At 64.4% G+C, this 13,904-nt stretch carries 11 protein-coding genes and 2 pseudogenes; 7 read left to right on the forward strand and 6 right to left on the reverse strand.

The genetic code is table 11. From position 1 onward, the window contains the following. Positions 1-16 precede the first annotated feature (16 nt). From modB to CCR96_RS21550, 4 genes are all read left to right on the forward strand, one after another. Positions 17-694: a molybdate ABC transporter permease subunit gene (modB, locus tag CCR96_RS21535; protein ID WP_200243613.1), complete on the forward strand. Its 678-nt coding sequence runs from the start codon at positions 17-19 to the stop codon at positions 692-694. 65 nt (positions 695-759) lie between these two features. Continuing rightward, positions 760-1,920 carry a molybdenum ABC transporter ATP-binding protein gene (modC, locus tag CCR96_RS21540; protein ID WP_242519285.1) on the forward strand — a complete coding sequence of 387 codons (1,161 nt, stop codon included), beginning with the start codon at positions 760-762 and terminating at the stop codon, positions 1,918-1,920. 113 nt (positions 1,921-2,033) lie between these two features. Continuing rightward, positions 2,034-2,573, forward strand: a complete 540-nt coding sequence (locus tag CCR96_RS21545) for a YeeE/YedE thiosulfate transporter family protein (protein ID WP_338035928.1) — start codon at positions 2,034-2,036, stop codon at positions 2,571-2,573. Between the two features lie 183 nt (positions 2,574-2,756). Continuing rightward, entirely contained in the window at positions 2,757-3,314 is a 558-nt protein-coding gene (locus CCR96_RS21550) for a YeeE/YedE thiosulfate transporter family protein (RefSeq protein WP_201223502.1), read from the forward strand. A 121-nt stretch (positions 3,315-3,435) separates the two neighbouring features. On the opposite strand, the gene CCR96_RS21555 is transcribed toward CCR96_RS21550, so the two are convergent. From CCR96_RS21555 to CCR96_RS21580, 6 genes are all read right to left on the reverse strand, one after another. Next, positions 3,436-4,692 carry an NRAMP family divalent metal transporter gene (locus CCR96_RS21555; protein ID WP_201223504.1) on the reverse strand — a complete coding sequence of 419 codons (1,257 nt, stop codon included), beginning with the start codon at positions 4,690-4,692 and terminating at the stop codon, positions 3,436-3,438. 69 nt (positions 4,693-4,761) lie between these two features. Then, entirely contained in the window at positions 4,762-5,694 is a 933-nt protein-coding gene (locus tag CCR96_RS21560) for a TonB family protein (RefSeq protein ID WP_201223506.1), read from the reverse strand. A 12-nt stretch (positions 5,695-5,706) separates the two neighbouring features. Beyond that, positions 5,707-6,150 carry an ExbD/TolR family protein gene (locus CCR96_RS21565; protein WP_201223508.1) on the reverse strand — a complete coding sequence of 148 codons (444 nt, stop codon included), beginning with the start codon at positions 6,148-6,150 and terminating at the stop codon, positions 5,707-5,709. A 69-nt stretch (positions 6,151-6,219) separates the two neighbouring features. Then, on the reverse strand, positions 6,220-6,609 hold the full coding sequence (locus tag CCR96_RS21570) for an ExbD/TolR family protein (protein WP_201223510.1): 390 nt from the start codon (positions 6,607-6,609) through the stop codon (positions 6,220-6,222). Then, complete coding sequence (locus CCR96_RS21575; protein WP_201223512.1) at positions 6,599-7,351, reverse strand: MotA/TolQ/ExbB proton channel family protein; 753 nt, start codon at positions 7,349-7,351, stop codon at positions 6,599-6,601. Before CCR96_RS21575 ends, CCR96_RS21570 begins: the two co-directional genes overlap by 11 nt. Then, positions 7,348-8,001, reverse strand: a complete 654-nt coding sequence (locus tag CCR96_RS21580; RefSeq protein ID WP_207192044.1) for a hypothetical protein — start codon at positions 7,999-8,001, stop codon at positions 7,348-7,350. The genes CCR96_RS21575 and CCR96_RS21580 overlap by 4 nt, the downstream gene beginning before the upstream one ends. Positions 8,002-8,122: 121 nt before the next feature. On the opposite strand from CCR96_RS21580, the pseudogene CCR96_RS25670 reads away from it, so the two are divergent. The 3 genes and pseudogenes from CCR96_RS25670 to CCR96_RS25680 all read left to right on the forward strand — a co-directional run. Then, positions 8,123-9,235, forward strand: a pseudogene (locus tag CCR96_RS25670) (DEAD/DEAH box helicase); the annotation flags it as partial. 291 nt (positions 9,236-9,526) lie between these two features. After that, positions 9,527-11,351 (forward strand): annotated as a pseudogene (locus tag CCR96_RS25675) (helicase-related protein); the annotation flags it as partial. A gap of 338 nt (positions 11,352-11,689) precedes the next feature. After that, positions 11,690-13,852 carry an Lhr family helicase gene (locus tag CCR96_RS25680; RefSeq protein WP_476702839.1) on the forward strand — a complete coding sequence of 721 codons (2,163 nt, stop codon included), beginning with the start codon at positions 11,690-11,692 and terminating at the stop codon, positions 13,850-13,852. Positions 13,853-13,904 lie beyond the last annotated feature (52 nt).

Raw genomic sequence — 13,904 nt, forward strand, 5'->3', positions numbered from 1 at the left:
ATCAAGGATTCCGCCCATGTGGCTCACTGAAACCGATCTCGAGGCCATCTGGCTGACGCTGCGATTGGCGGCGGTCACCACCCTGATTCTGTTCGTGGTTGGTACGCCCGTCGCTTGGTGGCTGGCGCGCACCCGTTCGCGCTGGAAAGGACCGATTGGCGCCGTGGTCGCGTTGCCGCTGGTGTTACCGCCCTCGGTGCTGGGCTTTTATCTCTTGGTCGCCATGGGTCCAAACGGACCGGTGGGGCAGCTGACCCAAACGCTTGGTATCGGACTCTTGCCCTTTACCTTCTGGGGACTGGTGGTGGCCTCGGTGTTCTACTCCTTCCCCTTCATGGTACAGCCGGTGCAAAACGCCTTCGAGGGGATTGGTGATCGTCCACTGGAGGCCGCGGCGACGCTGCGTGCCTCACCGCTAGATCGTTTCTTCAGCGTCGCGCTGCCGCTCGCGCTGCCGGGATTCGTCACCGCCGGCATTCTCACCTTTGCGCACACCGTCGGTGAGTTTGGCGTGGTGCTGATGATCGGCGGCAACATCCCAGGGGTAACCCGTGTCGCCTCGGTACAGATCTACGACTATGTGGAGGCGCTGGAATACGGCAACGCCCACCGGCTAGCGGCGGTCATGTTGGTGTTCTCCTTTCTGGTGCTGCTGGCGCTGTATGTCTGGAATCCGGGGGCGAAGAAGCGATGAACGAGACGCAAGCGAACACCAATACCGCCGCAGCGGCAGCCGCAGCGGCTGGTGCCGAAACCGGCATGCGGTCGCAGATCGAGGCCCGTTTCCGGGTCGCCTGGCCGGGCTTCACGCTGGATGTGGACGAACGGCTACCAGCGCGTGGCGTCACCGCCCTGTTCGGCCATTCCGGCTCCGGCAAGACCACCTTGCTGCGCTGCATTGCCGGCCTAGAGCATGCCGCAGTCGGCCGGCTCAGCTTCAAGGGTTCGGTCTGGCAGGATGCCAAGACCTGGGTGCCGACCCATCGGCGGCCCATTGGCTACGTGTTCCAGGAGGCGAGCCTGTTTCCGCATTTGACGGTGCTCGGAAACCTGCGCTACGGACAACGGCGCAGTCGCGGGGGCAGTGCGAGCAACAGTCTTGGCAAGCCCACCTTGGCCATCACTGAAAGCAGCGCTGACACTGATACTGATACTGACACTGACTCAGTCACAGATCGCTTCAGTCTGGAACAGGCGATTGCGCTGCTCGGCATCGGTCATCTGCTACAGCGCAAACCGGCCGCGCTCTCTGGCGGCGAGCGTCAGCGCGTCGGCATCGCACGAGCGCTGGCGGTGAATCCGCGGCTGCTGTTGATGGATGAGCCGCTGGCGGCACTGGATCTCAAGCGCAAGCAGGAGATCTTGCCCTATCTAGAGCGCTTGCACGACGAGCTTGAGATCCCGGTGCTCTATGTCAGCCATTCCCCCGACGAGGTTGCGCGGCTGGCCGATCACATCCTGGTGATGGACGAGGGTCGCGTGCTGGCGAGCGGGCCCCTCAACGAGACCCTCTCCCGGCTCGATCTGCCGATTCGCCTTGGTGAGGATGCCGGTGTGGTGCTCGATGGCCAGGTTGCCGAGCGCGATGAGCAATGGCATCTGCTGCGCGTTGCCTGCTGCGGCGCCAGCCTGTGGACCCGCGATAGCGGTGCCGAGATCGGCGCCCATGTGCGGCTGCGCATCCTCGCTCGCGATGTCAGCATCACCCGTGATCCGGGCCATGCGAGCAGTATCCAAAACACGCTGCCAGCGACGATTCTGTCGCTGGGCGACGACAGTCATCCAGCGCTGCTGCTGGTCAAGCTCGAGATCAGCGGCTCGCCGGTGTTGGCGCGCGTCACCCGGCGCTCGGCCGACCAGCTCGACTTGGCACCTAGGCAATTGGTCTATGCGCAGATCAAGGCTGTGGCGCTACTCTGAGCGCGGGCTGTTCTTGCCATCGGCGTTGCGCAAGCATCCATTCAGCTGCTGCGCGACAGGGCAGCAGCGAAGCCTTACTACTTGACAGCTGGTCTCTGGTACTGGAGAAAGGTCTGCTTTCTCTTACTGAACGAGGCCGAACACGCATGCATTGGCTGCAGATGCAGAGTTGGTCGCCGTATGTCGTCGGCGCTGCCATGGGTGTGCTGAGCTGGTTTACCTTCTTGCTGTCAGACAAGTACCTGAGCTGTTCGACCACTTACGCCCGTCTCAGCGGCATGGTGGAGCGTCGCCTGCGCGGGTCGGTGGTCGAGCAGAAGGCGTTCTATCGCAAGACGCCGCTGATCGTCGATTGGCAGTTCATGTTCGTGATCGGCATCTTCATCGGCGCCTTTCTCTCCGCCTTTCTGTCCGATTCGCTGCACCTGGAGATGGTGCCTGAACTCTGGCGCCAGCACTTCGGCGACACGCCGGTACTGCGGTTTCTGGTCGCCTTCGCCGGCGGTGTGCTAATGGGCATCGGCTCGCGCTGGGCCGATGGCTGCACCAGCGGTCATGCCATCAGCGGCGCGCTGCAGCTGGCGATCAGCAGCTGGATTGCGGTGGTCTTTCTGTTTGCGTCTGGCGTGATCGTCGCTCAGCTCATGTACTGAGCGCATCGATCGAGCGCATCGATCGAGCGCATGGATTAAGCGCATGAATCGAGCGCATGATTTGCGCGTATGGATTGCGCCCGGCTTGGGCGCCGCTGAGTCCGCTGATCGCACATCCACCTGAATCAACCGGCCCAACCGGCCATGAGCTGCCTGCGGCGCGTGGCAGCAGAGACCGATCCCATGCTCGATAGACTGCATCAACATCGTCGGCTTCAACTTCTGCTCGGGCTGCTCATGGGGGTGCTGTTCGGCATCCTGTTGCAGAAGGGTGGCCTGACCCACTACGACGTCGTGCTTGGGCAGCTGCTGTTCCGCGACTGGACGGTGGTCAAGATCATGCTCTCGGCCATCATCGTTGGCGCCATCGGGATCTTTCTACTGAGGTCCTTCGGCCATGTTCGGTTGCAGCCGAAACCGGCCTCACTTGGCGGGTCGGCGATCGGCGGCATCATCTTCGGTGCTGGGCTGGCCACCCTCGGCTATTGCCCGGGAACGGTCACCGGCGCGATGGGGCAGGGCTCTTATGATGCGCTCACCGGCGGCTTTTTCGGCATCTTGGTGGGGGCTGGCCTTTTCGCTCACTTCTATCCCTGGCTGGACAAGCACATCCTGAACAAAGGCCGGATTCAGGCTCAGACCTTTCCCGAGCTTTGGGGCGTCTCGCCCTGGACGCTGGTCTTGCCGATGGTCTTGGTGATGGCGCTGCTGTTGTGGTTCATCGAGCGTTTCAGCGGTTAGCTGCGATTGCACGACAGACCTGTTCCAAGCCACAGGAGCCCGATGGATCTGCGATTCAAACGCTCTTTTTAACGCGAAGCTCGCGCGATTCATTTTCAGGGGTGGCGCTATGCGCGTTAGGTCAATCGAGCAGAAACTCCGCATAGATGAAGCCAGCGGTCATGCCAAGGAAGAACAGGATGCCGACCCAGCTCAACAGCTTCAGGATCGGCCCCGGCCGATGCTCTGGCGGGACATTGTCGCCACTCATGACCAGAAAATTGATCACCGCCAAGATCGGCGAGGTGGCGAAGGAAATGATGGCGGCGAAGCCAAGCAGTTGCAGCAGGTTCTGCACATAGCCGAGCACGATGGCCGAGGCGCCGATCACCGCAATCAAGATCCAGGCCTGATGCACGCGCGTGAAGGCCGGCAGCAGCTTCGGCGCGAGCAGCGTGGTACAGGCCGCGAGCGCTCGCGGATAGCCATCGACACAGGTCAGCGAGGTGCTGAGCATGGTGACGAAGGCCGCAAATAGGATCAGCCCATAGGACCAGGCGCCGATGTTGCGCGAATACAGCTCGATCAACTGGTTCGAGAACGCGATCCCGCTCGGCGAAAAGTGCTCACCGCTGCCATACATGACCAGCGCGCCGAGCGCGAGGAAGACCACTGCCAAGGCGACGGCCATGAAGTAGCCGAGATGGAAATCGATCAGGGTCTCGCCAACGGTGGCCCGGTGCCCGGTCTGGCGCTCGCGCGAGAACATCCACAGCGAAGACCAGGCCGACAGATCCAAGGGCGCTGGCATCCAGCCCATCAACATGATCAGAAAGCCGAATGAGGCCCAGGTCCAGGGTGAAGGCGGCTCAAACCCAGGCTGCATGACCGGTCCTTCTCCGATCGCGAGCAAGAGCGCTGCCAAGGTCGAGACGGTCAGCACCACCACGACCAGCTTCGCCATCCCATCGAGCAGTCGGTAATGGCCAAGGAAGATGAACACCGCGCAGCCGATCATGATCAGCACCGTCAACTGCGGTAGCGGCAACGCCTCGAGCCCAAAGCCGGCGAGCAAGGCCGCGCTCAGCATCGATACTCCGGCGATATTGATGATGCCGGTGAGGATGTTGATCGCCAGGAAGATGTAGACGAACAAGTTACCCTTGCGCTGATAGCCGGCGAGCAAGGATTCGCCAGTGGCCGCCGTGTATTTCTGTCCGTACAGGAAAAACGGGTATTTGAAGAGATTGGCGAGCAACACCAGCCCAACCAACTGCCAGCCGAACTCAGCGCCGGCTCGGGTTGACCAGACCAGGTGCGAGCCACCGATGGCCGCGCAGGCCACCAAGAGCCCGGGGCCGAGCGCCTTCATCAACGATGCGCGAGAGATTTGATTCATGGGGTGAGGCGAATGTCGAGGTGCATCTGCATTTTCAAGACTGAGGCCATTCGACAACGGGTGCTTGGCTCAACGTAAGGCAAAGGCAACCGGCACCGTGATGGTCAGGCTGGAGCGGCCGAGGCTAGAGGGGATGCGTGGCATTGGAGAGGCGCGCTCGAGCATGGCTTGAACCTCTTGGTCGAGCAGTTCGTGGCCTGAGCTTTGGACGATCCGTTTCGACACCACCCGACCGCTGCGAGTGATGGTGAAGGTTACTTTCACCGTGCCTTCTTGGCGTAGCCGTCGCGCTTGTGCGGGGTAGCGCTTGTGACGCGTGAGCCAGGTTGCGAGACGCCCGTAGTAATTGCTGGCGCTGGCCTGACCATCATTGCCACTGCCCGAGCCGTCGCTACCGCCCTGGCCATGACCGGTCGCCCCAGCCCCTGACGGCTCACCATTGCCGTCGCCTGAAACAGAGCGCGCGCGAGCCGCGGCGTTGGCAGGGCGCTCTGGATTCGCCTTCGTTGCAGCGATGCTGGGCCTGTCTTGGGTGACCTTTGGTTTCTGATCGGGCTTGACGCGTCGAGGCGCTGACAGGCTAGCTGATTCTGGTGTTGGCTGCGGATCGGCCTGTGGCTTTGGTTCTGGTGTGGGCTCTGGCTCTGGCAGGGGCTTGGCGGCGACGGTCTCGACCGTTGCCACCGGCGGCAAGACAGCCTCTTGCTCGTGCGCACGCTCGGCGTCGATGGCCAGCTGCGTCTGATCCTCAGATGCCGCTGCCATCGGGCTGGCAGCAGGCGCGGGGCTGGCAACCGGCTGCAGCACAGCCGAGCCAGGCGGCGAGCCATCTCCACCGGCGCCCGCTGCCGCCGAGAGGCCGCCGTCACCAAGCTCGATGGTGATGCCCGCTGGCACGATCGGGGGCGGCGTTGACAGCTGTACCAGCGCGAGCGCCAACGCGGCATGCGTCAGGCTAGCAATCAGTAAGGCGATGAGCCAATGGCGAGGGGTGATCTCCACAGCGGTGGTGTCTTATGTGTCTGAGCCGGACGCTTGTTGCGCGAGGAGCTGCAGGCGCTCAACGCCGAGCGCGCGCAACTGCTCGAGCAGCTGGCGCAGTTGACCTTGGGTGACCGCGGCATCGGCCTTCAGGGTGATGCCAAGGCGATTGGCGTCGCCGTCATCCTGAGCCGCACGTATGGATGCCAACCGCGTCGCAAGCCGGTCATTGAGCTGCGCTGGTGCGACAAGCTCTCCGTCTAGCGCAACGCGCCCCTGGGCATCCATCAGCAGCAGGATGCGCTCAGGCTCTGACAATCGACCCTGTTGCGAGCTTGGCGGATCAACCAGCAGTGCCTCTGGGGGGCTGATCTGCCCGGCAATCATGAAAAAGATCAGCATCAGAAAAACGACGTTGATCAACGGGATCAGGGCATCGTCGGTGTTGGCTCGCTGCCGGGGGACGGTGAATCGCATGGTGTCTGTTGGGTTTGGGCAGGTCGGAAACAGTGGGTCGATGGCAGCGGTGGCGAGCCGTCATACACCTTAGCGCAGTCGCAACACCGGTATACCGGCAGCAGTGAGCTGATCGAAGACCTGCAAGGTCATTTGCAAGGACACGGCATCGTCCGGTTGCACCCAGACCCCCAGATCCGGCGCTTGCTGCAGTCGGGCGCGCAGCCGATCGGTCAGCGCCTCGGTCTCGACCGGCTCGCCATTGAGGTCGAGACCGCCATTGGCCTGAATCCGCAGCAGCAAGGCCGGTTGGCTGTCGGCGCTGGCGATCTGGGTATTGGGGGCATCGAGTGCAACCGCATTCAGCCGCGTCAGACTCGATGCGAGCATAAAGAACAGCAGCAGGATGAAGACCACATCGATCAGCGGCGTCAAGCTGATCAGGCGGCGCCGTGGCCGGAGCGGGGGCTCAAACTGCATCGGTCGCCGGCACCGAGCTGCTGTTATCGTTACCGCTGACCGAGGGCTTGCCGCTGTCCATCGCGCGCCTGCCCTTTACTGACAGGGCGATCGATTCAGGGCTCAGGTCGCGTGTGAGCACCCGCGTCACCGCATCCTCCATCTGATGACCACAGCGCTCGACGCGTCGTTCCAGCCAGCTGTGCACCAGGACGACCGGAATGGCGACACTGAGGCCAGCGGCGGTGGTGAGCAGGGCCTGCCAGATGCCGCCCGAGAGGATGGCCGGGTCGACCTGGCTGCCAGCCAGCTCCAGCTGTCGGAAGGCCTCGATCATGCCCAGCACGGTGCCAAGCAGGCCCAGCAGCGGGCTGAGCGCGGCAATCACCTCAAGGGCGCGGAGCCATGCGCGCAGCTGCTCCAATTTGGCGCTGGCGAACCGAGTCAACTCTTCCCGCAACAGCCCGAGATCAACAGCAGGCATCGCCAGCCCCTGCAAGGTCCGCGCGAGCAGTTGCGCGGTCGGCTGGGGACTGCCCTGAAGCACCGCGAGGGCCTGTTGCGGATCCTGTTGGTACCAGTAGCGCAGTGCCTGCTCAGTCGGATCGCTCGCATTGAGCTTGAGGCGCGAGAACTGCCATAGCTTCACCAAGATGATGGCCAGCGCTGCGATGGAGAGCAACGCCAGTATCCAGAGCACGGGTCCGCCTTGGCCAAAGCTCTCGGCAAAGGCACCGGATGCGGCTGAGGAGCTGGTACTCATTTGAACAGGTCGGCGTCGAGCTTCGACGACAGATCGAGCTGCGAGACATTATCGGGCAAGTCCCCATCGGGTCCAGCGATCTTGACCAGATCGTTGATCAGGATGCGTCCGACATTGGTGCACTGGGTCTCGGGAAGGTCGAACAGCTTAACGCTGGTCTTGTCTTTGGCGATGGGCGCCGCATCCAGGGTGAGCCGGCGTTTCACAAAGCCTTTGGTGTCGAACAGAACCAGCTCCAGCTGCAGCGCCTCAAGATTTTGATCCATGGCGTTCTCGAACACAAAGTAGACGCGGCAGATATCCTCCACCTGCTCCAGTTTGTTCAGCTCGATGCTGAGTCGGCCTAAGTTGTCTGTATCCGTATCCGTATCCGTATCAGAATCCGTATCAGAATCTGCACCTGTATCCGCATCGCTTTCGTTATCTGCAGTCGGCGTGGTAGCGGCGGTATCGTCCTCGCCTTCGTTTGCTGTTGCGGCAGGCTCTGCGTTTTCGTTGGCCTGGACGGAGGTCTCATCCTCAGCGAAGCCGGCAAGGGGTGCAGCCAGCATGACGGCTGCGATCATCGCGAGGAGACAGCGTCCGAGGCGCGGACTGCCCTGCTGCAGGAGCAGGGGTGGCCGAGACCACGGCAGTATTCGGTTCGACATGGCTCTAAGTCCTTAATCGTGTGATTAGGGTATGGATCAAGCGCGACCATTATCGCGCGATGCGGCCCAGATGCCACGGCTTTGCGCGGGGATGGGAAGATCTGACCCCATAACAGGGATCATGAAGGCGTTTAGTCCCGCAACTCGCCGCTGGTTCACTCAGCACTTCGACGGTCCGACCGATGCCCAAAGGCGCGGCTGGCCGGTGATTGCGAGTGGCCGGCATTGCCTGATCACTGCGCCGACCGGTAGCGGCAAGACCTTAGCGGCGTTTCTCTGGGCCATCGATCGCCTGCTCGTTGAGGTGGGCCGAGAGATGGGCCAAGAGGTAGACCAAGAAGTGGGCCAATCGGCGCTCAAGCCAAGCCAGCCGTCGACCCAAGTGCCCTGCGCCGGTCTCCGTGTTGAGGCGCGCCGGTCGGCTCCGCCCGGTACGCGTGTGCTCTATCTGTCGCCGCTGAAGGCGCTGGTGGTCGACATCGAGCGCAACCTGCGTGCGCCCTTGGCCGGCATCACCCAGGCCGCCGCAATGCTCGGCACCGGCGGCCAGGCGGCTGCGCTACGGCCGCCGGAGGTTGCGATCCGCACCGGCGACACTCCTGCGCGTGAGCGCCAGCGCCAGCTCAAGACGCCGGCCGAGATCCTGGTCACCACGCCAGAGAGCCTGTACCTGATCCTTGGCTCGCAGGCCGCTGCCACCCTAAGTCAGATCGAGACGGTCATCGTCGATGAGGTGCATGCGCTGGCGCCGACCAAGCGGGGCGCGCATCTGGCGCTGTCACTCGAGCGGCTATGCCTGCTGGTCACCCAGTCCGGCAATCCAGAGCCACAGCGTATCGGATTGTCGGCGACGATGCAGCCGCTGACCGAGGCGGCACGCTGGCTCGGTGGCGATCGAGCGGTCGAGATCGTTGATGCCGCGGCACCGCCGAGACTCGATTTACGCGTCAGCGTACCGGTCCCCGATATGGAGCGCCCACCCCAGCCATTGGTCGAGCAGAGGTCAAAGCCTGCCTCGGTCGAGCCCGAAGGCGGGCCGATCCTGGGTGAGCTGTTTGCTCGTGAGCAGCAGCATCCAAGCGAAAACCGCTCGGCCGAGAAGGGACTCTGGTCGGCGATCTATCCCGCCTTGCTCGATGAGATCATGGCGCATCGCTCCACGATTATCTTTGTCAACAGCCGCGGGCTTTGCGAGCGGCTGTCGCAGCGGCTGAACGCCTTGGCGGCCGAGCCAGCGGTGGAGGATGACGAAGACAGAGACAGAGACAGAGATGTCGACGGCGTCGATCAAGCAGAAGGCCTTGGCGCGATTTTGGATTCGGATGCTGCTCCTGAAGCGCGAGCTTTCGCTGATGAAGGCGGCCTGATCGCGAATCCGAAGGCAGCTCTTGAGCGTGCGGAGCGAGGTCATGACGAAGCGCAGGATGGGCTGGACAGCGACGAGACTCGCGTCGGCAGGCTGAGCGCAACATCTGAGCGAAAAGCCCGCAGGCACTGGCTCGACGGCATCGATGAGCCAAGCGCTCCGCTGCCAGAGCTGGTGCGCGCACACCATGGCAGCGTCAGCCATCAGCAGCGCAGCGAGATCGAGGAGGGCCTCAAGCGCGGCAGCCTGAAGGCCATCGTCGCCACCAGCTCGCTGGAGATGGGCATCGACATGGGTGGGGTCGATCAGGTGTTGCTGGTCGAATCGCCAGGCTCGGTGGCGCGCGGGCTGCAACGCGTTGGTCGTGCCGGGCACGGTGTCGGCGAGGTCAGCACCGGGCGCATCTTCCCTAAGTATCGCGGCGATCTGCTCGAATGCGCGGTGATCGCCGAGCGCATGTTGGCCGGCGAGCTGGAGCCGTTCCGGATGCCGCGCAATGCACTCGATGTGCTGGCGCAGCAGCTGGTGGCGCACTGCGTGATGGCTCCGCGTAGCGTTGATGAGCTGCTGGCGTTGGTCAATCGCGCCGGGCCTTATCGCGAGCTGAGCCGCGCCGCACTCGAGGCGGTGCTCGACATGCTCTCTGGGCGCTATCCGTCGAGCGACTTCGCCGATCTGCGCCCGCTGCTGGTCTGGGACCGTAGCACCGACCTGCTCAGCCCGCGCAAGGGTGCGCCGATGGTGACGCGGCTCAATGCCGGCACCATCCCGGATCGCGGGCTCTACGCGGTGCATCTCGGCTCCGAGGGCCCGCGCATCGGCGAGCTGGACGAGGAGATGGTGTTCGAGACCCGCGCCGGCGAGTGCATCCTGCTCGGCGCCAGCAGCTGGCGGGTCGAGGAGATCAGCCGTGATCGGGTGATCGTCTCGCCGGCGCCAGGGGAGCCGGGCAAGCTACCTTTCTGGCGCGGCGATGGGCCAGGCCGGCCGGTGGAGCTGGGCCGGGCGGTTGGGGCCTTTTGTCGAGAGGTTGCGGCGCTGGGGTTTGGCGCAGCGCCTGAGGACTCCGCCCTTGGAGCCTTGGGTCCGTCCGTTCAGACATCGGCGCTGCCGCCGGGTCAGACTCGGCCAATGGAACAAGCCGCGGCCTGGATTCGCCAGCGCACACCGCTTGACGCGATGGCTGCCGACAACCTGGCCGCCTACATCCAAGATCAGCGCGAGGCGACCGGGCAGGTGCCGAGCGACCGCACCATTGTCGTCGAGCGCTTCCGCGATGAGCTGGGCGATTGGCGGATCTGCATCCTGAGTCCCTTTGGTGCGCGCATCCATGCCCCTTGGGCAATGGCGCTGCAGTGGCGCCTCGAGCGCTGCGAGGGCTTCGAGATCCAGGTGATGTACACCGATGACGGCATCGTGCTGCGCTTGGCCGATGGCGATGCGCTGCCCGATCTGACCGATCTGTTGCCTGATCCCGACGAGATCGAGGATCGGGTCACCGAGCAGCTGGCCGACACCGCGCTCTTCGCCAGCCTGTTCCGCGAGAATGCCGGCCGCGCCCTGCTGCTGCCGCGTCGCTCGGCCAAGGGCCGGCAGCCGCTCTGGGCGCAGCGCTTGAAGGCGCAGAATCTGCTCGCCGTGGTGCGCCGCTATCCGGCCTTTCCGATCGTGCTCGAGACCTATCGGCAAGCGCTCAGCGATGTCTTCGACCTACCTGGCCTGAAACAGATTCTGAGCGCTCTTCGCTCGCGCGCGATCCGCGTGCATGAGGTCGAGACCCGCAGTGCCTCGCCGTTCGCGCGTTCACTGGTGTTCGCCTATGTCACCGCCTACATCTACGAGCAGGATGCACCGATTGCCGAACGGCGCGCGCAGGCCCTGACGCTGGATCGCGGCCTACTCGCCGAGCTGCTCGGCGAGGCTGAGCTGCGCGCGTTGATCGATCCTGAGGTGCTGGAGGCATTGGAGCGCGAATTGCAGCATCTGGCGCCCCTGCGTCTTGTGGATGATCGCAACGAGCCTGCGCATGATCGGGACGAGGCTGGCGCTGATGCCGATATCGACGCCGATCCTGTCACCGATCTGGCTGCGATCGATCGGCGCGCGCGCGATCTCGATCAACTGCAGGATCTGCTACGCCGACTCGGTGATCTCACCGAGCTCGAGCTGTTAGAGCGCTGTCGGCTGCCGCTAAGCGTACCCGCTGGCGCAGCTTCAGAGGCCGGTCCGACCGAGCAGGCGGCCGAGCAGGCGACCAAGCAGGCGGCCGAGCAGGCGACCAAGCAGGCGTGCGCTCCACAGACGGACAGGCAGCCAGCCGCCATGGCCGCCCCTTTGTCGACCGCTGTCAGCTCAGGCGGTGCTTCCGCTGATGCTGCCCGGACCCTCTCCGCTTGGCTCGATCAGCTTCGCGATCAGCGTCGCGCCGCGCAGGTTCGCATCGCTGGCGAGCCCCGCTGGATCGCCGCCGAGGATGCCGGGCTGTATCGCGATGCGCTCGGCTGCGTGCCGCCAGCCGGTCTCCCGGAAGCGTTCATCGGTGCCACTGAGGCACCGTTAGAGCAGCTATTGCGCCGCTATGCCCGAACTCATGGCCCCTTTACCAGCACCGAGCCAGCGCATCGATTCGGGCTGCGCGCGGCCCAGCTGGAGCCGGTGCTCAGGTTGCTCGAGTCCCAGGGCACGCTGGTCTATGGTGAGATTCGACCCAACGGCAGCAGCCCCGAGTGGTGTGATGCCGAGGTCATGCGGCAGCTGCGTCGTCGCACCCTGGCGCGAGCGCGTGATCAGGTCGCACCCGTCGATGGCGCCACGCTTGGCCGGTTCCTGCCGGCTTGGCATGGGATCGGCGAGGGGCGCAAAGGTCCTGATCGGCTGTTCGAGGCACTGATCCAGCTCGAAGGCCTGAGTCTGAGCTGGCGCCAGCTCGACCGCGTGCTGCTGCCCGCGCGGGTGCCGGGCTATCGCAGCGAGGATCTCGATCTGCTGGCGGCCAGCGGGCAGATCATGTGGGTCGGGCGTGGCGCGGCCGGACCCAAGGACGGCCGCATCGCGATCTATCGCTCAGAGCATGCGGCGCTCATGCTCGATATCGGCGAGGTGCCGCCGCCGTTCGACCGGCGACTTGATCACGAGCGGCAAACCGCTGATGCGAGCAACGACCCCGCTGGGGCAGAGGCATCGAATGCCGCCGCGGCGTCTGCGCGCTTGGCGACGGGAAGCGGCAATGCCGAGGAGTCCGCTCCAGCCGTGGCTCAGCAAATCGGCGCCGAGCACAAGCCGCAATCCGACCCGACGGCGGCTATTGCCGAGCTGATCCTCGCGCACCTCAGCCGTCGAGGCGCCTGCTTCCTCTTCGAGCTGCAGCAGGTGGTGGAGCGGGCCAGCTTGGCTCGGCCTGGGCTAGCAGCGGGCGTGAGGGCCGAGCAAGATGCCTTCGAGACGGCGCTTTGGGATCTGGTTTGGGACGGCCGTATCACCAACGATACCTTTGCACCCTTGCGCTCGCTCGGCCCTGGTCGCTCCAAATCGCCGCGGCCGCGCCGGCGAGGGCGGTTCAACAGGGGTGCCTTCTCTGCGGGCAGTGCCTTCGGTGGCGGTCTCGCCGGAGGTCGCTGGTCATTGGTCAGGGATCTCGCTGGCGTTGATACCTGGCTAGGCGAGGGTGCCGAGGCAGGATCTCTGGATGCTCTGGACGGCTTGGACCCATCAACGGACAGGCTTTCAGCGGTCACAGGCAGGGGCAGGGCCCCGACCGCGGGAGCCGCTGCAGCCTTGCAGATGACAGAGCGGCTGCTCAGGCAGGCGCAAATGCTGCTGGAACGCTATGGCGTGTTGAGCCGCGAAGCCGTCGTGGCCGAGGATCTGCCAGGTGGATTCGGCCCGCTCTACAAGGTGCTGAAGCAGATGGAGGAGGTCGGGCAGGTACGCCGCGGCTACTTCGTCGAAGGGCTGTCCGGCGCGCAGTTTGCGCTGCCTGCGGCGATCGATCGCTTGCGCGCAGCCCGGCTCGACGAGCCACCGCTCAATGGCTTCGACCAGTCGGATGTCCGCATCCTCGCCGCGATTGATCCAGCCAACCCCTATGGTGCGCTTCTGCCTTGGCCGGAGGCCGTGCAGCCTGGCCCGAAACGCATCGCTGGCGCCTGGGTGATCCTGGTCGCCGGCAAGCCCATCGTCTATGTCCCCGCCAGCGGCAAGCAGATCCTGACCTTTCCCGATGCCGTCAGCGATGAAGGCAATGAGCTCGAGCTAGCGCTGGCGGCTTTGCCGCGGGTACCTTCAGCCGGCCGCAAGCGCCTGCTCATCCAGCACATCGACGGCCTGCCAGCGCTCGAATCGCCGCTGCGCGAGGCCCTGCTTGCCGCCGGTTTCGAGGCCGATTACGACGCCCTAGCGCCAGCCCGCTTCGCGACGGATCGCGCCGGCAGCAGCGGAACTGGTCGCGATCCCAATGCGATCTCTTGCCGCTGGGCCGCGGGGTGAGCAGCCGCATATCGGATATCCAGTGCTGCCAGTCGAGACGGCGGCGACGCCA

The organism is Halochromatium roseum, assembly GCF_016653315.1.
GTDB lineage: Bacteria > Pseudomonadota > Gammaproteobacteria > Chromatiales > Chromatiaceae > Lamprobacter > Lamprobacter roseus.

Bases quoted from the DNA above. Each gene is read 5' to 3' on its own strand.
- CCR96_RS21555 (WP_201223504.1), bottom strand. From the start codon at position 4,692: ATGAATCAAATCTCTCGCGCATCGTTGATGAAGGCGCTCGGCCCCGGG.
- modC (WP_242519285.1), top strand. From the start codon at position 760: ATGCGGTCGCAGATCGAGGCCCGTTTCCGGGTCGCCTGGCCGGGCTTC.
- CCR96_RS21565 (WP_201223508.1), bottom strand. From the start codon at position 6,150: ATGCGATTCACCGTCCCCCGGCAGCGAGCCAACACCGACGATGCCCTG.
- CCR96_RS21580 (WP_207192044.1), bottom strand. From the start codon at position 8,001: ATGTCGAACCGAATACTGCCGTGGTCTCGGCCACCCCTGCTCCTGCAG.
- CCR96_RS21570 (WP_201223510.1), bottom strand. From the start codon at position 6,609: ATGCAGTTTGAGCCCCCGCTCCGGCCACGGCGCCGCCTGATCAGCTTG.
- CCR96_RS21550 (WP_201223502.1), top strand. From the start codon at position 2,757: ATGCTCGATAGACTGCATCAACATCGTCGGCTTCAACTTCTGCTCGGG.
- modB (WP_200243613.1), top strand. From the start codon at position 17: ATGTGGCTCACTGAAACCGATCTCGAGGCCATCTGGCTGACGCTGCGA.
- CCR96_RS25680 (WP_476702839.1), top strand. From the start codon at position 11,690: ATGGCCGCCCCTTTGTCGACCGCTGTCAGCTCAGGCGGTGCTTCCGCT.
- CCR96_RS21575 (WP_201223512.1), bottom strand. From the start codon at position 7,351: ATGAGTACCAGCTCCTCAGCCGCATCCGGTGCCTTTGCCGAGAGCTTT.